The 19,659-nt window shown below is 65.6% G+C and carries 19 protein-coding genes and 1 tRNA gene; 9 read left to right on the forward strand and 11 right to left on the reverse strand.

Annotated features, from left to right (window positions below; translation table 11 throughout):
- The coding region (locus J5M67_RS16465) for an ABC transporter permease (RefSeq protein WP_207886415.1) at positions 1-2,452 on the reverse strand (2,452 nt) is incomplete at its 3' end.
- Positions 2,453-2,465: 13 nt separating this feature from the next.
- Positions 2,466-3,149 carry an ABC transporter ATP-binding protein gene (locus J5M67_RS16470; RefSeq protein ID WP_207886416.1) on the reverse strand — a complete coding sequence of 228 codons (684 nt, stop codon included), beginning with the start codon at positions 3,147-3,149 and terminating at the stop codon, positions 2,466-2,468.
- Between the two features lie 10 nt (positions 3,150-3,159).
- Between J5M67_RS16470 and J5M67_RS16475 the strand changes: the two genes are divergently transcribed.
- The 3 genes from J5M67_RS16475 (at position 3,160) to J5M67_RS16485 (ending at position 5,170) form a co-directional block, all read left to right on the forward strand.
- A complete protein-coding gene (locus tag J5M67_RS16475; protein WP_207886417.1) occupies positions 3,160-3,765 on the forward strand; it encodes an arylesterase in 606 nt (201 codons plus the stop codon).
- Between the two features lie 69 nt (positions 3,766-3,834).
- On the forward strand, positions 3,835-4,113 hold the full coding sequence (locus tag J5M67_RS16480; RefSeq protein ID WP_207886418.1) for a hypothetical protein: 279 nt from the start codon (positions 3,835-3,837) through the stop codon (positions 4,111-4,113).
- Between the two features lie 73 nt (positions 4,114-4,186).
- On the forward strand, positions 4,187-5,170 hold the full coding sequence (locus tag J5M67_RS16485) for a L,D-transpeptidase family protein (protein ID WP_207886419.1): 984 nt from the start codon (positions 4,187-4,189) through the stop codon (positions 5,168-5,170).
- Between the two features lie 146 nt (positions 5,171-5,316).
- Here the strand turns inward: J5M67_RS16485 and oprI are convergent, their stop codons facing one another.
- Positions 5,317-5,568 carry an outer membrane lipoprotei OprI gene (gene oprI, locus J5M67_RS16490; RefSeq protein WP_017517003.1) on the reverse strand — a complete coding sequence of 84 codons (252 nt, stop codon included), beginning with the start codon at positions 5,566-5,568 and terminating at the stop codon, positions 5,317-5,319.
- A 404-nt stretch (positions 5,569-5,972) separates the two neighbouring features.
- Positions 5,973-6,062, reverse strand: a tRNA-Ser gene (locus J5M67_RS16495).
- Between the two features lie 164 nt (positions 6,063-6,226).
- Between J5M67_RS16495 and earP the strand changes: the two genes are divergently transcribed.
- Positions 6,227-7,354, forward strand: coding sequence for an elongation factor P maturation arginine rhamnosyltransferase EarP (gene earP / locus J5M67_RS16500; protein WP_207886420.1), 1,128 nt, complete (start codon positions 6,227-6,229; stop codon positions 7,352-7,354).
- 42 nt (positions 7,355-7,396) lie between these two features.
- On the forward strand, positions 7,397-7,963 hold the full coding sequence (efp, locus tag J5M67_RS16505; protein WP_017517001.1) for an elongation factor P: 567 nt from the start codon (positions 7,397-7,399) through the stop codon (positions 7,961-7,963).
- A 71-nt stretch (positions 7,964-8,034) separates the two neighbouring features.
- Here the strand turns inward: efp and J5M67_RS16510 are convergent, their stop codons facing one another.
- The 3 genes from J5M67_RS16510 to J5M67_RS16520 all read right to left on the reverse strand — a co-directional run bounded on the left by J5M67_RS16510 (position 8,035) and on the right by J5M67_RS16520 (position 10,063).
- Entirely contained in the window at positions 8,035-8,463 is a 429-nt protein-coding gene (locus tag J5M67_RS16510; protein WP_207886421.1) for an organic hydroperoxide resistance protein, read from the reverse strand.
- A gap of 147 nt (positions 8,464-8,610) precedes the next feature.
- Entirely contained in the window at positions 8,611-9,060 is a 450-nt protein-coding gene (locus tag J5M67_RS16515; protein ID WP_207886422.1) for a MarR family winged helix-turn-helix transcriptional regulator, read from the reverse strand.
- A 151-nt stretch (positions 9,061-9,211) separates the two neighbouring features.
- Complete coding sequence (locus tag J5M67_RS16520) at positions 9,212-10,063, reverse strand: LysR substrate-binding domain-containing protein (RefSeq protein WP_207886423.1); 852 nt, start codon at positions 10,061-10,063, stop codon at positions 9,212-9,214.
- A 97-nt stretch (positions 10,064-10,160) separates the two neighbouring features.
- Here J5M67_RS16520 and J5M67_RS16525 point away from each other — a divergent pair, with 97 nt between their 5' ends.
- The 3 genes from J5M67_RS16525 to J5M67_RS16535 all read left to right on the forward strand — a co-directional run bounded on the left by J5M67_RS16525 (position 10,161) and on the right by J5M67_RS16535 (position 12,216).
- Positions 10,161-10,391, forward strand: coding sequence for a DUF1127 domain-containing protein (locus J5M67_RS16525; RefSeq protein WP_207886424.1), 231 nt, complete (start codon positions 10,161-10,163; stop codon positions 10,389-10,391).
- A 73-nt stretch (positions 10,392-10,464) separates the two neighbouring features.
- The gene (locus J5M67_RS16530) at positions 10,465-10,935 is read left to right on the forward strand and encodes a DUF3291 domain-containing protein (RefSeq protein ID WP_207886425.1); all 471 of its coding nucleotides are present in this window, start codon (positions 10,465-10,467) and stop codon (positions 10,933-10,935) included.
- A 60-nt stretch (positions 10,936-10,995) separates the two neighbouring features.
- On the forward strand, positions 10,996-12,216 hold the full coding sequence (locus J5M67_RS16535) for a winged helix-turn-helix domain-containing protein (RefSeq protein ID WP_207886426.1): 1,221 nt from the start codon (positions 10,996-10,998) through the stop codon (positions 12,214-12,216).
- 36 nt (positions 12,217-12,252) lie between these two features.
- On the opposite strand, the gene J5M67_RS16540 is transcribed toward J5M67_RS16535, so the two are convergent.
- Both J5M67_RS16540 and J5M67_RS16545 read right to left on the reverse strand, forming a co-directional pair.
- Positions 12,253-13,599 carry a class II 3-deoxy-7-phosphoheptulonate synthase gene (locus J5M67_RS16540; protein WP_207886427.1) on the reverse strand — a complete coding sequence of 449 codons (1,347 nt, stop codon included), beginning with the start codon at positions 13,597-13,599 and terminating at the stop codon, positions 12,253-12,255.
- 42 nt (positions 13,600-13,641) lie between these two features.
- Entirely contained in the window at positions 13,642-14,982 is a 1,341-nt protein-coding gene (locus tag J5M67_RS16545) for an NAD(P)/FAD-dependent oxidoreductase (protein WP_207886428.1), read from the reverse strand.
- Positions 14,983-15,175: 193 nt separating this feature from the next.
- Between J5M67_RS16545 and J5M67_RS16550 the strand changes: the two genes are divergently transcribed.
- Positions 15,176-15,922 carry a spermidine synthase gene (locus J5M67_RS16550; protein WP_207886429.1) on the forward strand — a complete coding sequence of 249 codons (747 nt, stop codon included), beginning with the start codon at positions 15,176-15,178 and terminating at the stop codon, positions 15,920-15,922.
- Between the two features lie 215 nt (positions 15,923-16,137).
- Here J5M67_RS16550 and J5M67_RS16555 read toward each other — a convergent pair whose 3' ends face one another.
- Both J5M67_RS16555 and J5M67_RS16560 read right to left on the reverse strand, forming a co-directional pair.
- Positions 16,138-17,805 carry a ShlB/FhaC/HecB family hemolysin secretion/activation protein gene (locus tag J5M67_RS16555; RefSeq protein WP_207886430.1) on the reverse strand — a complete coding sequence of 556 codons (1,668 nt, stop codon included), beginning with the start codon at positions 17,803-17,805 and terminating at the stop codon, positions 16,138-16,140.
- A gap of 80 nt (positions 17,806-17,885) precedes the next feature.
- A complete protein-coding gene (locus J5M67_RS16560) occupies positions 17,886-19,430 on the reverse strand; it encodes a collagen-like triple helix repeat-containing protein (RefSeq protein WP_207886431.1) in 1,545 nt (514 codons plus the stop codon).
- Between the last annotated feature and the right edge of the window lie 229 nt (positions 19,431-19,659).

Here is a 19,659-nt window from a genome sequence, read left to right on the forward strand (position 1 = left end):
ATCCCTGGCTGCTCGCGCCGCCGACCAGCAGTGCACCGAGCACGGGCAGCGCGAGCAGCCAGGGATGCGGGCTCCACGGCAGGTCGAAGACCAGCCGGTAGAGCAGGTAGCTGATCAGCTCGCAGCCCAGCGCCGCCAGCAGTCCGCTGACCGCGCCGAGCAGGGCGAACTCGCTGCGCCGGGTGCGCATCAGCAGCTGGCGTTCGGCACCCAGCGCACGAAGCAGGGCGCCTTGGCGCAGGCGCTCGTCGAGGGTGGCCTGCAGGCCGGCGAAGAGCACCACGAAGCCGGCGGCGAGAACGAACACCAGCACGTACTCCACCGCCAGCGTCACCTGGTCGAGGATGCTGCGCAGCTGCGCGAGCAGCGCGTCCACCGGCAGCAGGGTGACGGTGGGGAAGGCGCGCGCCAGTTCGATCAGGTCGCGCTCCTGGCTGACCGGCAGGTAGAAGCTGGTCAGGTAGGTCACCGGCAGGTCGGTCAGGGTGCCGGGCTCGAAGACCATGAAGAAGTTCGGCTGGAAGTTGTCCCACTTCACCGAGCGCAGGCTGCGCACCTGTGCCTCGCGCGTCTGGCCGGCGACGCTGAAGCTCAGGCGGTCGCCGACCTTCAGGCTGAGATTGCCGGCGAGCTTTTCTTCCACCGAGACGCCGGGCAGCGCGCTCTTTTCACCGGCTTGCCACCACTGGCCGGCGACGATCCGGTTGCCGGCCGGCAGGCGCGCCGACCAGGTCAGCCCGAGGTCGCGCTGCAGGGCGCGCTCGCTGCGCACGTCCTCGCTCAGGGCGTGGACCGGCTGGCCGTTCACCGCTACCAGGCGGCCGGGCACCATGGGGTAGAGGTCTTCGGCGTTGGGCGAGAGTTTTTTCACCCGCTGCTCGAAGCTGTTCTTCTCGGCGGGCAGGATGTTCAGCGCGAAGTGATTGGGCGCGTTCGCCGGCAACTGCGCGTGCCAGGTATCCAGCAGCTCGCCGCGCAGCAGGGCGATGAGCGCCATGGCCAGCAGGATCAGGCCGAAGGCCAGGCTCTGCCCGGCGGCCGCCAATGGGTAGCGCAGCAGTTGGCCGACGCCCAGGCGCCAGGGCAGGCTGGCCCCCTGGAGAGCGCTGCGCAGGCCGCGCAGGGCGAGCAGCAGGATGAAGCCAAGGACCACCGCGGCGATGGCGCCGCCGCCTAGCAGGGCGAGGGTCAATTTCAGGTCCAGGCTCAGTCGCCACATGATCAGGCCCAGGGCGAACAGCGCGCAGGCGTAGGCCATCCAGGTGCGCATCGGTACCGGCAACAGGTCGCTGCGCAGCACCCGCAGGGGCGGTACGCGGCCCAGCGCGGCCAGCGGCGGCAGGGCGAAACCGGCGAGCGCGACCAGGCCGGTGGCCATGCCCGCCAGTGCGGGAACTATCCCGGCTTCGGGAATCTGCGGCGGCAGCAGGTCGCCCAGCAGACGCATCAGGCCAAGCTGGGCGAGCCAGCCGAGGAAGGCGCCGCAGAGGCTGGCAAGCAGTCCCAGCGTGAGCAGTTGGGTGCCGTATAGAAGCAGGGCTTCCCGGCGCGACAGGCCGAGGCAGCGCAGCAGTGCGCTGGCGTCGAAGCGGCGGGTGGCGAAGCGGTTGGCCGAGAGCGCCACGGCAACGCCGGCCAGGAGCACGGCGGCGAGGCTGGCGAGGTTCAGGTAGCGTTCGGCGCGGCCGAGGGCGTCGCCGATCTGTCGGTTGCCGTGGTGGGCGTCCTGCAGTTGCTGGTTGGCGGCGAGGCCGTCCTGCGTTGCCTTTCTATAGGCCTGCAGCGCCTCGGGCGAGCCGCCCCAGAGGTCTCGGTAGCGCACGCGGCTGCCGGGCTGGACCACGCCGGTGGCGTCCAGGTCCTGCAGGTTCATCAGTACCCGGGGCGTCAGGCTGTAGAAGTCGCCGGCGCGGTCCGGCTCATAGGTCAGCACGCGGGCGATGCGCAGGGACTTGCGGCCGACGTCGACGCTGTCGCCAATCTTGAGTTCGAGGCTCGCCAGCAGGCGCGACTCGACCCAGATCTCCCCCGGCTGCGGCCGTCCGCCTTCGATCTCGGGCTGCAGGGGCGCGGGCGCGCTTTTGAGTTTGCCGCGCAGGGGATAGCTGTCGCCCACCGCCTTGACGCTGCTGAGCTGGATGCCCTGGTCGGTGGCTACCACGCTGGAGAACTCGACGCTGCGCGCATGCTGCAGGCCCAGCTGGAGGCCGCTGTCGATCTGCTGCGGGCTGGCGGGCTGGGTGCCGCTGAGCACTAGGTCGGCGCCGAGGAATTCGGCGGCGCGCACCAGCATCGCCGCATTCAGCCGGGCGCTGAAATAGCCGATGGCGGAGCTGGCCGCCACCGCCACCAGCAGGGCGAAGAACAGCACGCGCAATTCGCCGCTGCGCCCTTCGCGCCACAGCTGGCGCAGGGACAGGCGGAACAGGTTGGGCAGCGACAATGACTTCATCGGCTCTCGTCCGTCAGGGTTCGGCGTGGTCGATCAGGTGGCCGCTTTCCAGGCGGATCAGGCGCTGGCAGCGATGGGCCAGGCGCTCGTCGTGGGTTACCAGCACCAGGGTGGTGCCGCGTTCGCGGTTGAGCTCGAACAGCAGGTCGCTGATGCGCTCGCCGGTGGCGGTGTCGAGGTTGCCGGTGGGCTCATCGGCGAACAGCACGTCCGGCTCGGCGGCGAAGGCGCGGGCAATGGCGACACGCTGCTGCTCGCCGCCGGAGAGCTGGCGCGGGTAGTGGGTCAGGCGCTGGCCGAGGCCGACCCGTTCCAGCAGCTCGCGGGCACGTTGGCGGGCGTCGGCGCGGCCGTCGAGTTCCAGCGGCAGCATGACGTTTTCCAGGGCAGTGAGGCTGTCGAGCAACTGGAACGACTGGAACACGAAGCCGACATGGGCGGCGCGTACGCGGGCGCGCTGGTCCTCGTCGAGGCTGTCCAGTGCATGGCCGAGCAGGACGATGTCGCCGCCGGAGGGCAGGTCGAGCCCGGCGAGCAGGCCGAGGAGGGTGGATTTGCCCGAGCCCGAGCTGCCGACGATGGCCAGGCTGTCACCGCGGGAGAGGTCGAGGGAGAGGTCGTGGAGGATCGTCAGCTTGCCTTCCGCGCTGGAAACAACCTTGCTAAGGTTCCGCGCGGTGAGAATGCGTTCGCTCATGGAGAATCCGATGCGTGCATGGCTAATGGGCGGCTGCCTGGCGTTGCTTCTGATTGCGCAGCAGGCCGCGGCGCAGACGCTGTTGGTCGTCGGCGATAGTATCAGCGCCGGTTTGGGGCTGGATACCAGCCAGGGTTGGGTGAGCCTGCTGGACAAGCGCCTGAAGGAGCAGGGTTTCGCCTACAAGGTGGTCAATGCATCCATCAGCGGCGACACCAGCGCAGGTGGCCTCGCGCGCCTGCCGGCGCTGCTTTCGGAGCAGAAGCCGAAGCTGGTGGTGATCGAGCTGGGCGGCAACGACGGCCTGCGCGGAATGGCGCCGGCACAATTGCAACAGAATCTTAGCGGCATGGTTGAACAGTCGCGGAAGGCGGGTGCCCAGGTGCTGCTGCTGGGCATGAAGCTGCCGCCCAACTATGGGCAGCGCTACACCGATGCGTTCTCCAGGGTGTTCGAGGCGGTCGCCCAGGAACAGAAAATCGTCCTGGTGCCGTTCTTCCTCGATGGCGTTGGCGGGGTGCCGGGGATGATGCAGGCGGACGGTATTCACCCGGCCGTCGCCGCGCAGCCTAAACTGCTCGACAACCTGTGGCCGGCGCTCAAGCCGCTACTCTGAATTCCGCTGTATCAAGGCTTCCCCGCGAACGGCCTTTCGGCTATGTTTGCGCACCCTTCTGGAGCCCCTATGCCGCGCCCCGCCTGGACTCACTTCGCCTACCAGCTGATCGAACCCGACGAGCAGCTGGATCTGTTCGCCTGCCGCGAGGTCCGGGTGCATCTTGTCGCGCGCCAGCTGGAGCTTGGGACCCCGGCCGACCGCACGCTCTGCGGCAGCCTGCTGCCTGCCCAGCCGCTCTGGCGCGGGCTTGAGAAGCCCCTGCTGCGCGACCGCCGCGTGTGCAGCGCCTGCCTGAAACAACTGGAACAGGAAAAGCGCGGCGCGCGGGCTTCCTGGCTCGTCTGATATCTCCCAGTGATCCGGCTGGCAGTGGTAAACTGTTACCCCTTTGCCCATTGCCCTTGTCAAGGATTCTCGGATGTTGTCGCGCGTTATTGCCGCCTGCTCGCTGTCCTTAGCCGCGTTGCTCTCGGCCGGCCCCGTTTCCGCCATTGAATTGCCACTGCCGGCGCCGGGCGACGATATCGTCGGTCAGGTCCAGGTGATCAAGGCCAAGTACGAAGACACCTTCGCCGACCTCGGCGAGAAATATGGCCTCGGTTACTCCGAAATGATTGCTGCCAACCCGGGCGTCGATGCCTGGCTGCCGGGCGTGGGCACCGAAGTGATCATTCCGACCCGCTTCATCCTCCCGGCGGGCCCGCGTGAAGGCGTGGTGATCAACCTCGCCGAATACCGCCTGTACTACTTCCCCAAGGACAAGAACGTCGTCTACACCTATGCCCTGGGTATCGGTCGTGAGGGTTGGGGCTCGCCGGTCGGCAGCACCACCGTGATTGCCAAGACCAAGGACCCGGCCTGGTATCCGCCGGCGTCGATCCGCGCCGAGCATGCCGCCGACGGCGATCCGCTGCCCACCGTGGTGCCGCCGGGTCCGGACAACCCGCTGGGTCCGTACAAGATGAGCCTGGGCTTCCATGGCTACCTGATCCATGGTTCGAACAAGAAGTTCGGTATCGGTACCCGTACCAGCCACGGTTGCTTCCGCATGTATAACTGGGATGTGACCCAGTTGTTCTCGATGCTTCCGGTCGGCACCAAGGTGCGCATCATCAACGAGCCTTACAAGTTCGGTCGCAGCGAAGGCAAGATCTATCTCGAAGCCCACGCACCGATCGACGACAACGGCAATCCGTCGGTGGTCGACAAGCACACGGCAGTGATCAATGCGCTGCTCAAGCGCGAAGACATCGCCAGCCAGATGCAGATGGACTGGAACGTCGTGCGTGAAGTCGTGGCTGCCGAAGATGGCCTGCCGGTCGCCATTGCCCAGCCTCAGACGCAAGGCGAGGGTGCGCCGGTTACCGCTACGGTCGACCAGGACGCCATGCAGTTGCAGTAAGTCGTACTGCTTCGAAAGAGCCCGCTTCGAGCGGGCTTTTTCTTGCGCGCGCTTTCTTCAGGCATTCCCTTTGCGTGGGGCAAGAAATCGCGGGCATAAAAAAACCGACCCCGAAGGGTCGGTTTTTTAACAGATCCGAAGATCTATTACTTGCGGCTGGCTTTGTCCAGCATGCGCAGAGCGCGCTCGTTAGCCTCGTCAGCGGTCTGCTGGGCTTTCTGAGCGGCGGCCAGAGCTTCGTCAGCCTTGCGATAGGCTTCGTCAGCACGGGCTTGAGCGCGAGCAGCGGCGTCTTCAGTAGCGGTCAGACGTGCTTCGGTTTCTTTCGAGTGGCTGCTGCAACCGGTGGCCAGAACAGCAGCCAGAGCCAGAGCAGAGAATTTCAGAACGTTGTTCATCGTGTTCCCCTTAAGGTGGACATTTCCATTAAAAGCAATCTCCCATGACTGGGAAATTAGCCGGACTACATAGTACCCATTACTTGTAGTAAGTAAACTGACCAGACGCAAGTACGGCACTTTTTTTTCATGTTGAGCCTGTATTTGCAGTTGTGCGAGGCGGAATTGAGCAAAAACTGTCCAATTTGGCAAAGGAGTGTTGCCAATGGGCGTCAGGCGGGAGGGGAGTCCGTTTCCGAAGAAGGGGAGTCGGGCTGTCAGATGAGTGTCGACAATGCTCGAACAACTGTTTAAGCGCCGTAATGCAGTTGACCAACTAGTGGCAACTTGCAAGAGGTGACGAAAGTGTTAACGCATAACGAAAAAAGCCCGGCTAATTGCTTAGCCGGGCTTCTTTCATGATCTGGCGGTGAGGGAGGGATTCGAACCCTCGATACGATTTCTCGTATACACACTTTCCAGGCGTGCTCCTTCAACCGCTCGGACACCTCACCAGATTTCTCGACAGCGCTGTGTCTGTCGAGGCGCGCACTTTACTCAAAGGTTTGCCCGAACGCAAATGTTTTTTTCATGTTTTTTCCAACGGATTCATCGGCTTAAGGAGAATGGGCCGGATCGCGGGTACACTGGCGCCTTCTAAAGAGCTGGGCGCAGGCGTATGGCGAGCTGGGATATCTTCTGCAGTGTGGTCGACAACTATGGCGACATCGGCGTTACCTGGCGCCTGGCTCGCCAGCTGGCGACCGAGCACGGGCAAGCGGTGCGCCTGTGGGTGGATGACCTGGCCGCGTTCGTGCGCATCTGTCCCCAAGCCGATGTGCAGGCGCAATCGCAGCAGCAGTCCGGCGTGGAGGTTCGGCATTGGTCGCAGGCCTGGCTCGATACCGAGGCGGCGGATGTGGTGATCGAAGCCTTCGCCTGTGCCATGCCGCCTGCCTATATAGAAGCCATGGCGCGACGGCCCAAGCCGTCGTTGTGGCTGAACCTGGAGTATCTCAGCGCCGAGTCCTGGGTGGAGTCCTGCCATGGCCTGCCGTCGCTGCAGCCCAATGGCCTGCAGAAGTACTTCTATTTCCCCGGTTTCACGCCGCTCACCGGCGGGCTGCTGCGCGAAGGCGACCTGATCCTGCGTCGGGATGCCTTCCAGGCCGACCCCGGCAACAGTGCCCGTTTCCTCGAAAGCCTCGGCGTTCAGGTGCGCGACGGGGAGCGGCGCATTTCCCTGTTCGCCTACGAGAACCCCGGGCTCGCCGGCTGGCTGGATGCCCTGGCCGAGGGGGGGACGCCAACCCTGTTGCTGGTGCCCGAAGGTCGGGTGCTGGGCGATATCCAGCACTGGGCGCAGCAGTCGTTGAGGGTAGGGCAGGGCTGCGAGCGCGGCGCACTGCGGGTGCAGGTGTTGCCGTTCGTCCGCCAGGAGGATTACGACCCGCTGCTGTGGAGCTGCGACATCAATGCGGTGCGCGGCGAGGATTCCTTCGTTCGCGCGCAATGGGCCGGGCGCCCCTTCGTCTGGCACATCTACCAGCAGGACGAGGACGTCCACCTGGAGAAACTGGAAGCGTTCCTGGCGCTGTTCGCCCAGGACATGGACGATGCGCTGCGACAGGCGCTGAGCGATTTCTGGCTGGCCTGGAACGGGCGCGGCGACACCGGCGAGGCCTGGCGGCGGCTGGAAACGCGGCTCCCGGAGTGGTCTGCCTGGATTGGCAATTGGCAGCGGCGTTTGACCGAACAAACCGATCTTGCGACGGGGCTGGTGCGTTTTTATACAAATTGGCTATGATATGGCCCCTGTTTTTTGTCTCCAATCCAATCGGATAATCGTATGAAAACCGCACAAGAGTTCCGCGCTGGCCAGGTTGCCAACATCAATGGCGCCCCCTGGGTCATCCAGAAGGCCGAGTTCAACAAATCCGGCCGTAACTCCGCGGTCGTCAAGATGAAGCTGAAGAACCTGCTGACCGGTGCTGGCACCGAGACCGTGTTCAAGGCCGACGACAAGCTGGAGCCGATCATCCTCGACCGTAAGGAAGTGACCTACTCCTACTTCGCGGACCCGCTGTATGTCTTCATGGACACCGAGTTCAACCAGTACGAGATCGAGAAAGACGATCTGGAAGGCGTGCTGACCTTCATCGAAGACGGCATGACCGACGTCTGCGAAGCGGTCTTCTACAACGAGAAAGTCATCTCCGTTGAACTGCCGACCACCATCGTTCGCGAAATCGTCTACACCGAGCCGGCTGTCCGTGGCGACACCTCCGGTAAAGTGATGAAGACCGCTCGCCTGAAGAACGGTGCTGAAGTCCAGGTTTCCGCCTTCTGCGAAATCGGCGACTCGATCGAAATCGATACCCGCACTGGCGAGTACAAGTCCCGCGTCAAGGCCTGAGCCTGAACCGAGACAAGAAAAAGCCCGGCTGATGCCGGGCTTTTTCGTTTCTGCCGTCTGGCTGCGGGCTATCACACGCTCACGTTCAGGCGCACGTCGATGTTGCCGCGGGTGGCGTTGGAGTAGGGGCACACCTGGTGGGCCTTGGCGACCAGATCCTGTGCCTCGGCCAGGTCCAGGCCCGGCAGGTTGATGTTCAGTTCCACTTCCAGGCCGAACCCGCCGGGGATCTGGCCGATACCGACCTTGCCGGTGATCGAGGCATCTGCCGGGATCTGCTTCTTGCTCTGGCTGGCGACGAACTTGATGGCACCGATGAAGCAGGCGGAGTAGCCGGCCGCGAACAGCTGTTCCGGGTTGGTGGCTTCGCCGCCCGCACCGCCCAGCTCGCGCGGGGTGCTCAGTTTCACGTCGAGGATACCGTCGGAGGAAACGGCGCGGCCGTCGCGGCCTCCGGTGGCGGTAGCGGTGGCGGTGTAGAGGGCTTTGATGGTTTGCATGGCGGTGTCTCCGATTGTCTTGCTGGTTAATATCTTGTGCACTAATCAGTGCGTTAGGTGAAAGTTAGTTAGATTTAATTTGGTGCGCAAGATAAATTTCGGAAGATTTCGCGCTAAAGAGCGGTGCGTTCAGGCATAAGCCCCGGATTACGGGGCTTGCAGCTGTTCGCGCAGCTCCACCAATTCCTGTTGAAGTCGCTGGAGCTTTTCCAACGTTAGACGGCTGCTGGCGAGGATGCAGCCCGGAATGCTCTCCGCCTGTCGGCGCAGCTCGCGGCCCTTGTCGGTCAGGCGCAGCTGCACCACGCGCTCGTCGGCCTGGCTGCGGGTGCGGGTGATCAGGCCTTCGGCCTCCAGGCGCTTGAGCAGGGGGGTGAGGGAGCCGGGGTCGGTGAGCATTCGCGAGCTGATCTCACCGACGGTGATGCCGTCGCCCTCCCACAGCACCAGCATGGCGATGTATTGCGGATAGGTGAGTCCCAGCGCCTGCAGCAGCGGCTTGTAGACCTTGGTCATCTGCAGGGAGGTGGAATAGAGGGCGAAGCACAGCTGGTTGTCGAGCTTGAGGGCTTCGCAGGTAGGGTCTGGCTGGGCCATCGCACATCTCCTGGATGAGTGCCGGGATAGAGAGCCTGGGTAGACGCCCTGGGAGAGCGTCCGGGATGAACAGGCAATTGCGCATTAATTTAGCGCGATGGCTATTTGTTGAACAGCGTCTCCTGGCTACGAGCGCCGCTCTGGCCTGCCGTCAGGCCTGGAAGCCTTCGACGATGTACTCCGCCAGCTTGTCGGTGACCGGCGTCATCTTCGCCCCCCGCAACAGCACGATGCTGGCGTTGGGCAGCTGCGGCAGCCCTTCTTCCTCGCCCAGGATGCGCAGGTTGCCAGTGAGCAGGCTGCGCAGTTGCGCGGTCACCGCAAGCCCCGCGCTGGCCACGGCGAACAGGGCTGACAGGCTCGGGCTGCTGTAGGCAATGCGGTAATCCACTTCCATGGCTTCCAGCGCGTTGCAGGCCCAGGCGCGGCAGAAGCAGGCGGTGTTGAACATCGCCAGCGGCAGTGGGCGCTGGTCCTGCGGGCAGAAACTCTCGGCGGCCATCCAGACGAAGGGTTCCTGGCGCAGCAACTGGCCGATCTCGGTGCCAGGTTCGCGGGTCACGATGGACAGGTCCAGATCGTTGCGCAGCAGCAGTTGCGCCGAGGATTCGCAGTGCACTTCCACCTGGACCAGCGGATAGGCCTCGGCGAAGCGCGAGAGAATCTCCGGCAGGAAGCGCATCACGTAGTCATCCGGCGTGCCGATCTTCACCGCGCCGACCATGTGCGGCTGGCGGAAGGTATTGAACACCTCGCCCTGCAGGCGAAGGATGCGCCGGGCAAAGCCCAGCAGCACCTGGCCCTCCGGCGTCAGGCGCACCTGGCGTCCGTCGCGCTCGAACAGTGCGCGCTCCAGTACGTCCTCTTCCAGGCGCTTCATCTGCATGCTCACCGCCGACTGGGTGCGGTTGACCACCTCGGCGGCGCGGGTGAAGCCGCCGTGATCGGCGATGGCGACAAAGGTGCGCAGCAGTTCGCTGTCGATACTCGGGAAGCTGCTCATTCATCAATCTCCGAGATGGGTCGCATAAGAATGATTCGTTGGATTGATCTTAGCGCCGGCGCGAGACTGCATCCAGGCCCACACGGAGGGAATCACGATGAAAGGTCAACTGGGTTTCGTATCGATGTCCTATCACACCCACAAGACGCCGGCCGCACCGCTGTGGAAACGAGCCCTGCAGCGGTTGCTACAGTGGCAGGAGCTGGCCCGCCAGCGCCGCGTGCTGGCCAGCATGAGCGATGAGGCGCTCAAGGATATCGGCTTGAGCCGTGCCGATATCCAGGAGGAAATCGAGCGTCCGTTCTGGATCGATCACTTCAGGCGCTAATCTGCACGGGCGGCACGCGGGAGCGTGCCGCCCGCCGTTGTACCGGACACATCACCTTGCCAGGGAATGCCCCATGTCTTCGAACTACCATCTCGCCCAGGTCAATATCGCCAAGGCCCGCGCACCGCTGGATCACCCCGTGATGAAAGGCTTCGTCGATCAGCTGGATCACATCAACCGGCTGGCCGAGTCCAGCCCCGGGTTCGTCTGGCGCCTGCAGACCGACGAGGGCGATGCCACCGCCATTCGCGCCTTCGATGACCCGCTGATCATCGTCAACCTGTCGCTATGGGAGTCCGTCGAGGCGCTGCGCGAGTACGTCTATGGCGGTGAGCACCTGGCCGTGCTGCGCCAGAAGCGCGACTGGATGGAGAAGCTGCCGACGCCAAGCCTGGCGCTGTGGTGGCTGCCGGCGGGGGAGTTGCCCGACGTGCGCATGGCGCGGCGCAAGCTGGAGCTGTTGCAGGCACAGGGGGCGTCGCCGGAGGTGTTCACCTTTGCCCGGCCGTTCCCGATGCCCGGCCGCGTTGGCGAACCAGCTTGATGCGGTCAAGGCGCGTGTTTGGCGCTAGGCTCTAGGACTCTTCAGTCCTGGAATCCACCGATGCCGATAGCCGACTCGCTGTCCCTCAGGCAGGCCCGCCGCCTGGCCCTGGCCGCCCAGGGCTTCACCCTGCGCAGGCCGAGTGGGGAGGTGCAGCGCCGCCATGTGCGTGGCCTGCTGGAGCGCCTGGGTGTACTGCAGATCGACTCGGTGAATGCGCTGGTGCGCTCGCACTACCTGCCGTTGTTCTCGCGCCTGGGCAATTACTCGCAAACCCTGCTGGAAGAAGCGGCCTGGAGCGCCGGGCGCCATCGGCGGTTGTTCGAGTACTGGGGCCATGAAGCCTCGCTCCTGCCACTGGAACTCTATCCGCTGATGCGCTGGCGCATGCGTCGCGCCGCCGAAGGTCGCGGCATCTATCAGCAGTTGGCGCGCTTCGGTCGAGAGCAGCAGCCGGTGATCCAGCGCGTGTTGAGCGCCGTGCGCGAGCAGGGCGCGCTGGGCGCCGGCAGCCTCACCACCCGCGAGGAACGCGCCGGCTCCTGGTGGGACTGGAGCGATGAAAAGCATGCGCTGGAATGGCTGTTCGCCGCAGGCGAGGTGACGGTGGCCGGACGCCGTGGCTTCGAGCGGCTGTACGACCTGCCGGAGCGGGTCCTGCCGTCCGCCGTCCTCGATCAACCCGACCTCGAGGAAGCCGAGGCACAGCGCCGGTTGCTGCTGCATTCGGCGCAGGCATTGGGCGTTGCCACCGAGAAGGACCTGCGCGATTACTTCCGCCTGGAGCCGGCCGACAGCAAGGCGCGCCTGGCCGAGCTGGTGGAGGCGGGCGACCTGATGGCGGTGCAGGTGCAGGGCTGGCAGGCGCCAGGTTACTGCCCGGCCGATGCGGTCATTCCGCGCAAGGTGCGCGCCAGCGCCTTGCTCTCGCCCTTCGATTCGCTGGTCTGGGAGCGCGCGCGCACCGAGCGCCTGTTCGATTTCCGCTATCGTCTGGAGATCTACACGCCGCAGCACAAGCGCGTCTACGGCTACTACGTGCTGCCTTTCCTGTTCGACGAGCACCTGGCGGCGCGGGTTGACCTGCGCTCCGATCGCGCGGCGGGAAAACTGGTGGTGCACGCCGTTCACGAGGAGGCGAAGGGGCCGGGCGAGGAGGGCTGGATCGCACTGGCACGGCAGCTGGACGAGATGGCGAACTGGCTGGGGCTGGAGCGCGTGGAGGTGAACTGTCGGCGGCCGTCGGGCGTGCTGCTGCAAGGATTACTGGCGAGAGTCTGAAAGAAAGCGAGCCCCGCAAGGAGGCTCGCCGGGGCTTCAGCGACGTACCTGCTTCAGGGTTTCCGCAATCAGGAAGGCCAATTCCAGGGACTGGTCGGCATTCAGGCGCGGGTCGCAGTGGGTGTGATAGCGATCGCTCAGCCCGGCCTCGGTGATCGGGCGGGCGCCGCCAATGCATTCGGTGACGTTCTGCCCGGTCATCTCGATGTGGATGCCGCCGGCGTAGCTGCCCTCGGCCTGGTGCACTTCGAAGAACTGCCGCACCTCGGTGAGCACGCGCGCGAAGTCGCGGGTCTTGTAGCCGCTGGAGGCCTTGATGGTGTTGCCGTGCATGGGGTCGGAGCTCCACAGCACCTGCTTGCCTTCGCGCTGCACGGTCTGGATCAGGCGGGGCAGGCCGTCGCCGACCTTGTCGGCACCCATGCGCACGATGAGATTGAGGCGGCCGGGGTCGTTGTCCGGGTTGAGGATGTCGATCAGGCGGATCAGCTCCTCGCTGTCCATGCTCGGGCCGACCTTCACGCCGATGGGGTTGCCGACGCCGCGCAGCATTTCCACATGGGCGCCGTCGAGCTGGCGGGTGCGGTCGCCGATCCACAGCATGTGCGCCGAGCAGTCGTACCAGTCGCCGGTCAGGCTGTCGCGGCGAATGAAGGCTTCCTCATAGTTCAGCAGCAGCGCTTCGTGGGCGGTGAAGAAGCTGGTTTCGCGCAGCTGCGGTGCGGTGTCCAGGCCGCAGGCGCGCATGAAGGCGAGGGTTTCGTCGATGCGGTCGGCGAGCTGCTGGTAGCGCTCGGACAGCGCCGAGTTGGCGATGAAGTCCAGGTTCCACTGGTGCACCTGGTGCAGGTCGGCGAAGCCGCCGCCGGCGAAGGCGCGCAACAGGTTCAGCGAGGCGGTGGACTGGTGGTAGGCCTGCAGCAGGCGCTCCGGGTCCGGCACGCGGCTTTTCTCGTCGAAGCCGATGCCGTTGACGATGTCGCCGCGGTAAGCGGGCAGGGTCACGCCGTCGAGGGTTTCCTCGCCGGAAGAACGCGGCTTGGCGAACTGGCCGGCCATGCGCCCGACCTTCACCACCGGGCAGCCGGCGGCGAAGGTCATCACCACGGCCATCTGCAGCAGCACCTTGAAGGTGTCGCGGATCTTCGCCGCCGAGAATTCGGCGAAGCTCTCGGCGCAGTCGCCGCCCTGCAGCAGGAAGGCGCGTCCGGCGGTGACCTCGGCGAACTGCCGGCGCAGCTCACGGGCCTCGCCGGCGAACACCAGCGGCGGGAAACCGGCCAGGGTGCGCTCGACGTCGCTCAGGCGCGCGGCGTCCGGGTAGACGGGTTGTTGCTGGATCGGCTTGCTTCTCCAGCTGTCGGGACTCCAGGGCAGGCTCATCGGTGGCTCGTTCGCGGCTATGGGCGGTGAGGGGCCATGGTATCAGCTCGCCCCGTGCGCCGGCAGCGGTTGCAGCGGGGCGGTGCGCGGCAGGTCGCGGCGCAGCTCGGCGATGTGCTCGCGCACGCTGCGCCGATAGCTGGCCTTGTCCACGTAATGGGCCATGCGTTCCAGCGGCAGGTACCGGTAGCCGCCATCGATGCGCTGTCCGGCGAGCATCCGTTTCAACTGGCGGAAGCGCTCGGCGGCCGGGTTGCCCGCCGCCAACTGGCGGATATACAGGGCGACCAGCTCGGCCTGCTCGGCGCGTCCCTGCCAGCCCAGGCCGGAGGCTTCGAGCATGCCGAGCACGAACAGGTCGTCGTACTGCGGGTGGAAGGCATTGAGGTAAAGCTGCGGGGCGGCGCAGTCCCGTGGCCAGTTGAGCAGCGCCCGGTCGATGAAGGGGTAGTCCAGGTGATAGCCGGTGGCGAGCAGGATCAGGTCGTAGTCCTGGCGCTCGCCATCGCTGAACACCACGCGCAGCCCTTCCAGGTTGCGCACGTCGCGGCGGGCGCGGATGTCGCCGTGGGCGAGGTGGTGCAGCACCAGCGAGTTCACCACCGGATGCGATTCGTACAGGCGGTGGTCGGGATCGGGCAGGCCGTAGTCCGACGGGCGTCCGATCAGCAGGCGCAGCAGTGCCGCATCGAGCCGCTGCTTGAGCGGGCGCGGCAGGCGCACCCGGTTGCCGAAGGTGTCGATCGGCCGGCCCAGGCAGAACTTGGGCAGGAAGTGGTAGCCGCGGCGCACCGAGAGGTCCACCGAGCGTGCGCGGTGCACGGCGTCCACCGCGATGTCGCAGGCGGAGTTGCCGCAGCCGACGATCAGTACCCGCTTGCCTTCGAAGCAGTCGGCGCTGCGGTACTGGCTGGCGTGGAGGATTTCGCCGCTGAACTCGCCGGGCAGTTCCGGCCGGTTGGGCGTGTGCAGGGTGCCGTTGGCGATCAGCACGCCATCGAACAGCCCTTCCTGCACTTCGCCGTTGCGCTCGCAGCGCAGCCGCCAGCCGCGCTCCTGGCGGAGCAGGGCGGTGACCCGGGTGTTGAAGCGGTAGTGCCGGTGCAGGCCGAACTGCCGTGCGTAGGCCTGGAGATAGCTCAGCACCTGGGTGTGATGCGGATAAGGGGGGACGTCCATGTCCATGGGGAAATCGTCGAACTGAGTCGTGCCCTTGGAGGAAATCAGGTGGGCGGAGTGGTACAGGGTGCTGTGGGGGTTGTCGATGTCCCACAGGCCGCCAACGTCGCCGTGCAGTTCGAAACCGGTGAAGGGGATGCCGTACTTCTGCAGTTGGCGGGCGGCGGCGAGGCCGGCCGGACCCGCGCCGATAATGGCATACATGCTCGGTTGTGCCTCTTGGGCTGTTATTCTTGCGGCTTTCGAGCCTGGCAGCCGGTTCCTGGCTGCTCGGCGATCCACGCCTGTTTTTGAAGGATTATCACGTGCTTCAGCCCTCGCAGTTCAATGGCAAACCGCGCCGTCTGTGCATCCTGGCGGACCGCAATGTCACAGTCGCCTTCCGGGGGGAGCGCGCATGAGCGAGGAGCGCCTGATCGTCGAGGAGCGCGATGCCTTCGGCGTGATCCGGGTCGTGGAGAGCGGCGACTTCCGCTACTTGGAGTTCGGTGACGAGGTCGAGCAGAGCTGCGTGCTGATGCAGGACCCCAGCTGGCTGGAGTACGACTACTCGCGGGCCATGCTGCTCGGCGCGCTGTGCCACGCGAGTCCGCGTCGGGCCCTGTTCCTGGGCTTTGGTGCCGGCAGCTTGACCCAGGCCTGCCTGAAATACCTGCCGCTGGAAGAGGTGGAGGCCATCGAGCTGCGCCCATCGATTCCCCGGCTGGCCCGCGAGCACCTGGGGTTGGGCGATGATCCGCGCCTGAACCTGCGTGTCGGCGATGCGGTGGAGGAGCTGGAGGGCTGCGAACCGGCGGACCTGATCTTCCTCGACCTCTACACCGATACCGGTCCCGCGCCGGCGCACATCGCCTGGGATTTCCTCGGCGCCTGCCGCGAGCGCCTGCGTCCCGGCGGCTGGCTGGTGATCAACCAGTGGAGCACCGACGATGGCCGGCCGCTGGGGGCGGCGCTGTTGCGCGGGCGCTTCCATCGCCACTACTGGGAGTGCTCGGTGCCGGAGGGCAACGTGATCGTCTTCGTGCCCGCCGAACTGGACCAGGAGCTCGACCTGCGGGCGCTGAAGAGGCGCGTGGCGAGCCTCGAACCGAAGCTCGGTTACTCGCTGCGCGGCTACATCGATTCGCTGTGCCCGGCGCAGTGAGCCGGGCAAGCGTTCTCAGAACCTGTTTACGATCTCGCGAGCTAGAGCAGAACAAGGCGCAACGACCAACGGGAGTAACAGCCGAAGGCTGGCCCGAAGGGTGAGCGCCAGCGAATCAAACAGGCGAGGACACGGAGTTTACGAGCTGTAAATGAGCAGTCCGAGCCTGTTTTTAACGCAGTTATGCCGACGCGCAGCAGATCGTAAACAGGTTCTCAAGGGATCTGGTAGCTGAAGGCGAAGTTCAGGCGCGGGGTGCGCTCGTTGTTGTCCAGCGCGCGGTCACCGAAGGGCTTGGCGACTTCCATCGACACCAGGTAGTGCTTGCGGTTGGTCAGACGCACGCCGACAGCCGCCGAGCCGAGATTGGCGTCGGGCAGCCCATCGAGGGTGTAGTGGGTGCGGGCGGTATCCACCACCGCGTAGGGCTGGATCTGGTTGAGCACCACGCTCTGGCGCCGGAACGAGTAGTTCACTTCGTAGGCCGCACCCCAGCCCTTATCACCGCTGGCCTGGTCGTCAGGATAGCCGCGGCCGAAGTTGCCGCCGCCGTAGGTGACCTGCTCCGAGTCGGGCAGCACATCGTCGGTCCACTGGAAGCCGGCGCTGGCCACGCCTTGCCAGGCGTCGGTGAACTGATCCTGCTGGGCGCCGTAGCCCAGCACGCGGGTGAAGTCCTTGCGCACCGGTTTCTCGGTCTGCGCGCCCAGGCCGTTCAGGCCCTGGTAGATCGCCAGGCTCCCGGCACGCACGCGCTTGGCGGCGAACTGCTGGACTGAGGTGTCCACGCCGACGACACGCAGCTTGCTTTTCTGCTCGACGCTGTAGGGGATGTTCGGTTTTACCAGGTCATAACGGCTGGTGTCGTTCACCGTGTAGCCGCGCAGGTTCAGGTCCCAGGTCAGGTCGCGGCGTAGAACCAGCGGAATGCCGAGCCCCGCATTGACCCGTTCATTCTCTCGCTTGCGGGCGAACACCAGGCCGTTGGCCAGATACAGATTCTCTTCCGGGCTGGAGTGGTAGTGGCTGTAGCCGGTGGTCAGCTGCAGGCCGTTGTCGCCCAGCAACTGGCTGTAGTTCCAGGCGCGGTAGTACTCCTGGTCGTCGCCCGGTGGGTAGAGGTAGCTGAATTGCAGTTGTTCGCCCCAGCCGAGCAGCGACTTCACGTCGGCGGAGAGCAGGCCGCGCTTGTCGCCATGGCGCGTGTCCAGGTTGGCCCCGGTATTGAAGCGCTTGCTCTGGCCGGCCAGTTCCAGCACCGCGCCGCCGTCACGGGTGGTGGGTGGATTGAGCGCCATTGCCAGTTGCAGCCCTGGAACACGGCTCATCAGCACGCTGAAGCGCTCGAAGCTTTCGCGGGTCAGCGGCCTCTCGCTTTTCAGGCGGGCTATCCAGCGGTCCACGCGCGCCTGGTGCACGCCCAGGTCGCCGCTGCTGCGCACCTCCTTGATATGGCCTTCGACCAGCACGATGCGCGCCACGCCGCCACGGAAATCCTGGTTCGGCACGTAGGCGAAGGAAATAAAGAAGCCGTCACTCTGGTAGCGCTGGGTGATGGCCTTGGCTGCCGCCACCAGCTCGCTCACCTGGATCGGCTTGCGGGTCAGCGGTTCCAGCAGCGGGCGCCAGGTGCTGAGCGGGTAGTGGCCACCGCCGGCGATCTCGATGCGCTTGAGCTGGATGCGTTTCTGCAGGATCTGGCCGGGTTGTTCGGCCTCTGGCGCGGGTGCGCTGACCTTGGGGGCCGTCGGCCGCAGCTCTCCGCCAGGCAGGTTGGGACGGGGCAGGGTCTGTTCGATATCGGAGCCGGGGAGCTGGATCGGACGTTCAGCCCAGACGAGGGGGCTGGCCAACAACAGGGTCAAGGTGGCGAGTTTGCGCATCTGGCTCCTCCATGGGCCGACTTCAGCGAGGGCCAGGAGCCGTCAAGGGCTCCTGGCTACTACCGTTTGGGCGGGGCTGTTTATTGCTTCGGAGCCACCACGCCAACTCCCAGCCCGGCGCCCAGGCCGCCGAGCGTGCTGCCGACCGTACCCAGCAGGCCGCTCTGGGTAGTGGTGCCGCTGGTGGTGCCGACACCGGCGCCCGCGGCAACCTCGGTACTCCCGCTGGTGCTGCCGGTGCTGACCCCGGCGCCTGCTACCAGCCCGCCGGTACCCGTCACCCCGCTGACCGTGTTGGTGACCCCGCTGAGCAGGCCGCCCGTTGGGCTGGGAGTGCCTGTCGTGCCACCCAGATCGCCGGTAACGGTGCCCACCGTGCTGGTGACGCCACCGACCAGCCCACCCACCGGATTGCTGGTGCCCGTGGCGCTGCCCAGGGTGCCGGTAACGGTGCCTACCGTGCTGGTGACGCCGCCGACCAGTCCGCCCACCGGGTCGCTGGTACCGGTGGTGCCGCCCAGGGTGCCGGTAACGGTGCCCGCTGTGCTGGTGACGCCGCCGATCAGCCCACCCACCGGATTGTTGGTGCCCGTCGTGCTGCCGCTGACCAGGCCGCCGGCATCGGTGACGATCTGCCCGGTATTGCTGACGACATCGCCGACCGGAGCCAGCGCCGGACTCTGGCTGGTCAGTTGATCACCGCTCTGGGTCACTGCTGTGCCGACCGTGGTCAACAGATTGTTCGTCGGCGCTCCGAGGCCGGTGGTTGTTCCGACGGTCCTGGTAGTGTTCTCCACCGTACCCACCAGGTTGGCGGTGGTGCCGCTGAGTTGGGTGGTCAGCTGGCTCAGCGGGCCGGTAGTGACTGCGCCGGTGAGAGAGTCACCGAGCATGGTGATCTGGCCGCCGATGCCGTCCACTGCCGCACCCACCTGATTCGTGACGCCGTTGAGCGGGGTACTGGCCAGCACTGGGGCGTCGCCGACGGCGGCTACCGTCCCGCCGAGGCTGCTGACTGCCTCGCCGGTGTGGCTGACCAGGTTGGTCGGGCCCGCCAGGGTCGTGCCGATGGCGTTGGGGTTGTTGGCCAGGTTGCCCAGGCCGTCGGTAATACCGTCGCCGACGTGGTCCACGCCCGCTGCAACCTGCTGGATGACACCGCCGGTACCCTCGGTCACGCCGCTGCCGGCCAGCGGAACATCGACATTCTGGACCACACCGCCCACGGTGCCCAAGGTACCGCCGACGCCGGAAACGACCTGGCCGGTTTCGCTCAGGATATTGCTGGTGGTGGGGTTGGGAAGGGTCGAACCGCCACCGGTGCCGCCGTCGCCGCCGCCCGTGCCGCCGGTACCACCGCCAGTCCCACCGATGCCGCCGCCCGTGCCGCCTCCCGTGCCGCCGGTGCCGCCGCCCGTCCCGCCGGTGCCGCCGCCCGTGCCGCCAGTGCCGCCATCGGTACCGCCGTCGCCGCTGCCGCCCGAGCCTCCGTCGCCAGTACCTGTGGCGCTGTCGCCGCTGCTGCCGGAACTATGATGACTGCCGCCGCCGTGGCTGCTGCATCCCTGCAGCGACAGGGCAACGACCAGAAGGGAAAGTGCGAAGACACGAATCGGGCCTGACATGCGAGTTCCTCCATGAAGGACTAAATCCAGCGCGGCTCGAACGGCATGTCCGGCGAGTCACTGCGCTGCGCTCGATGTCAGTTGTAGAGATTTGTTTCCAGGCGCGTAATTGGAACTTGTATATAGTCGTTTTGTTGTATTTAACTACATGATTTAAAAGGAAAATATTTGTAGTTATATCGCTGCTCGAAGCGTTTTTAATACCTTGGATATAGCGCTTTCTACGCGC

It is taken from the genome of Pseudomonas sp. 30_B (assembly GCF_017491605.1).
Taxonomy (GTDB): Bacteria; Pseudomonadota; Gammaproteobacteria; order Pseudomonadales; family Pseudomonadaceae; genus Pseudomonas.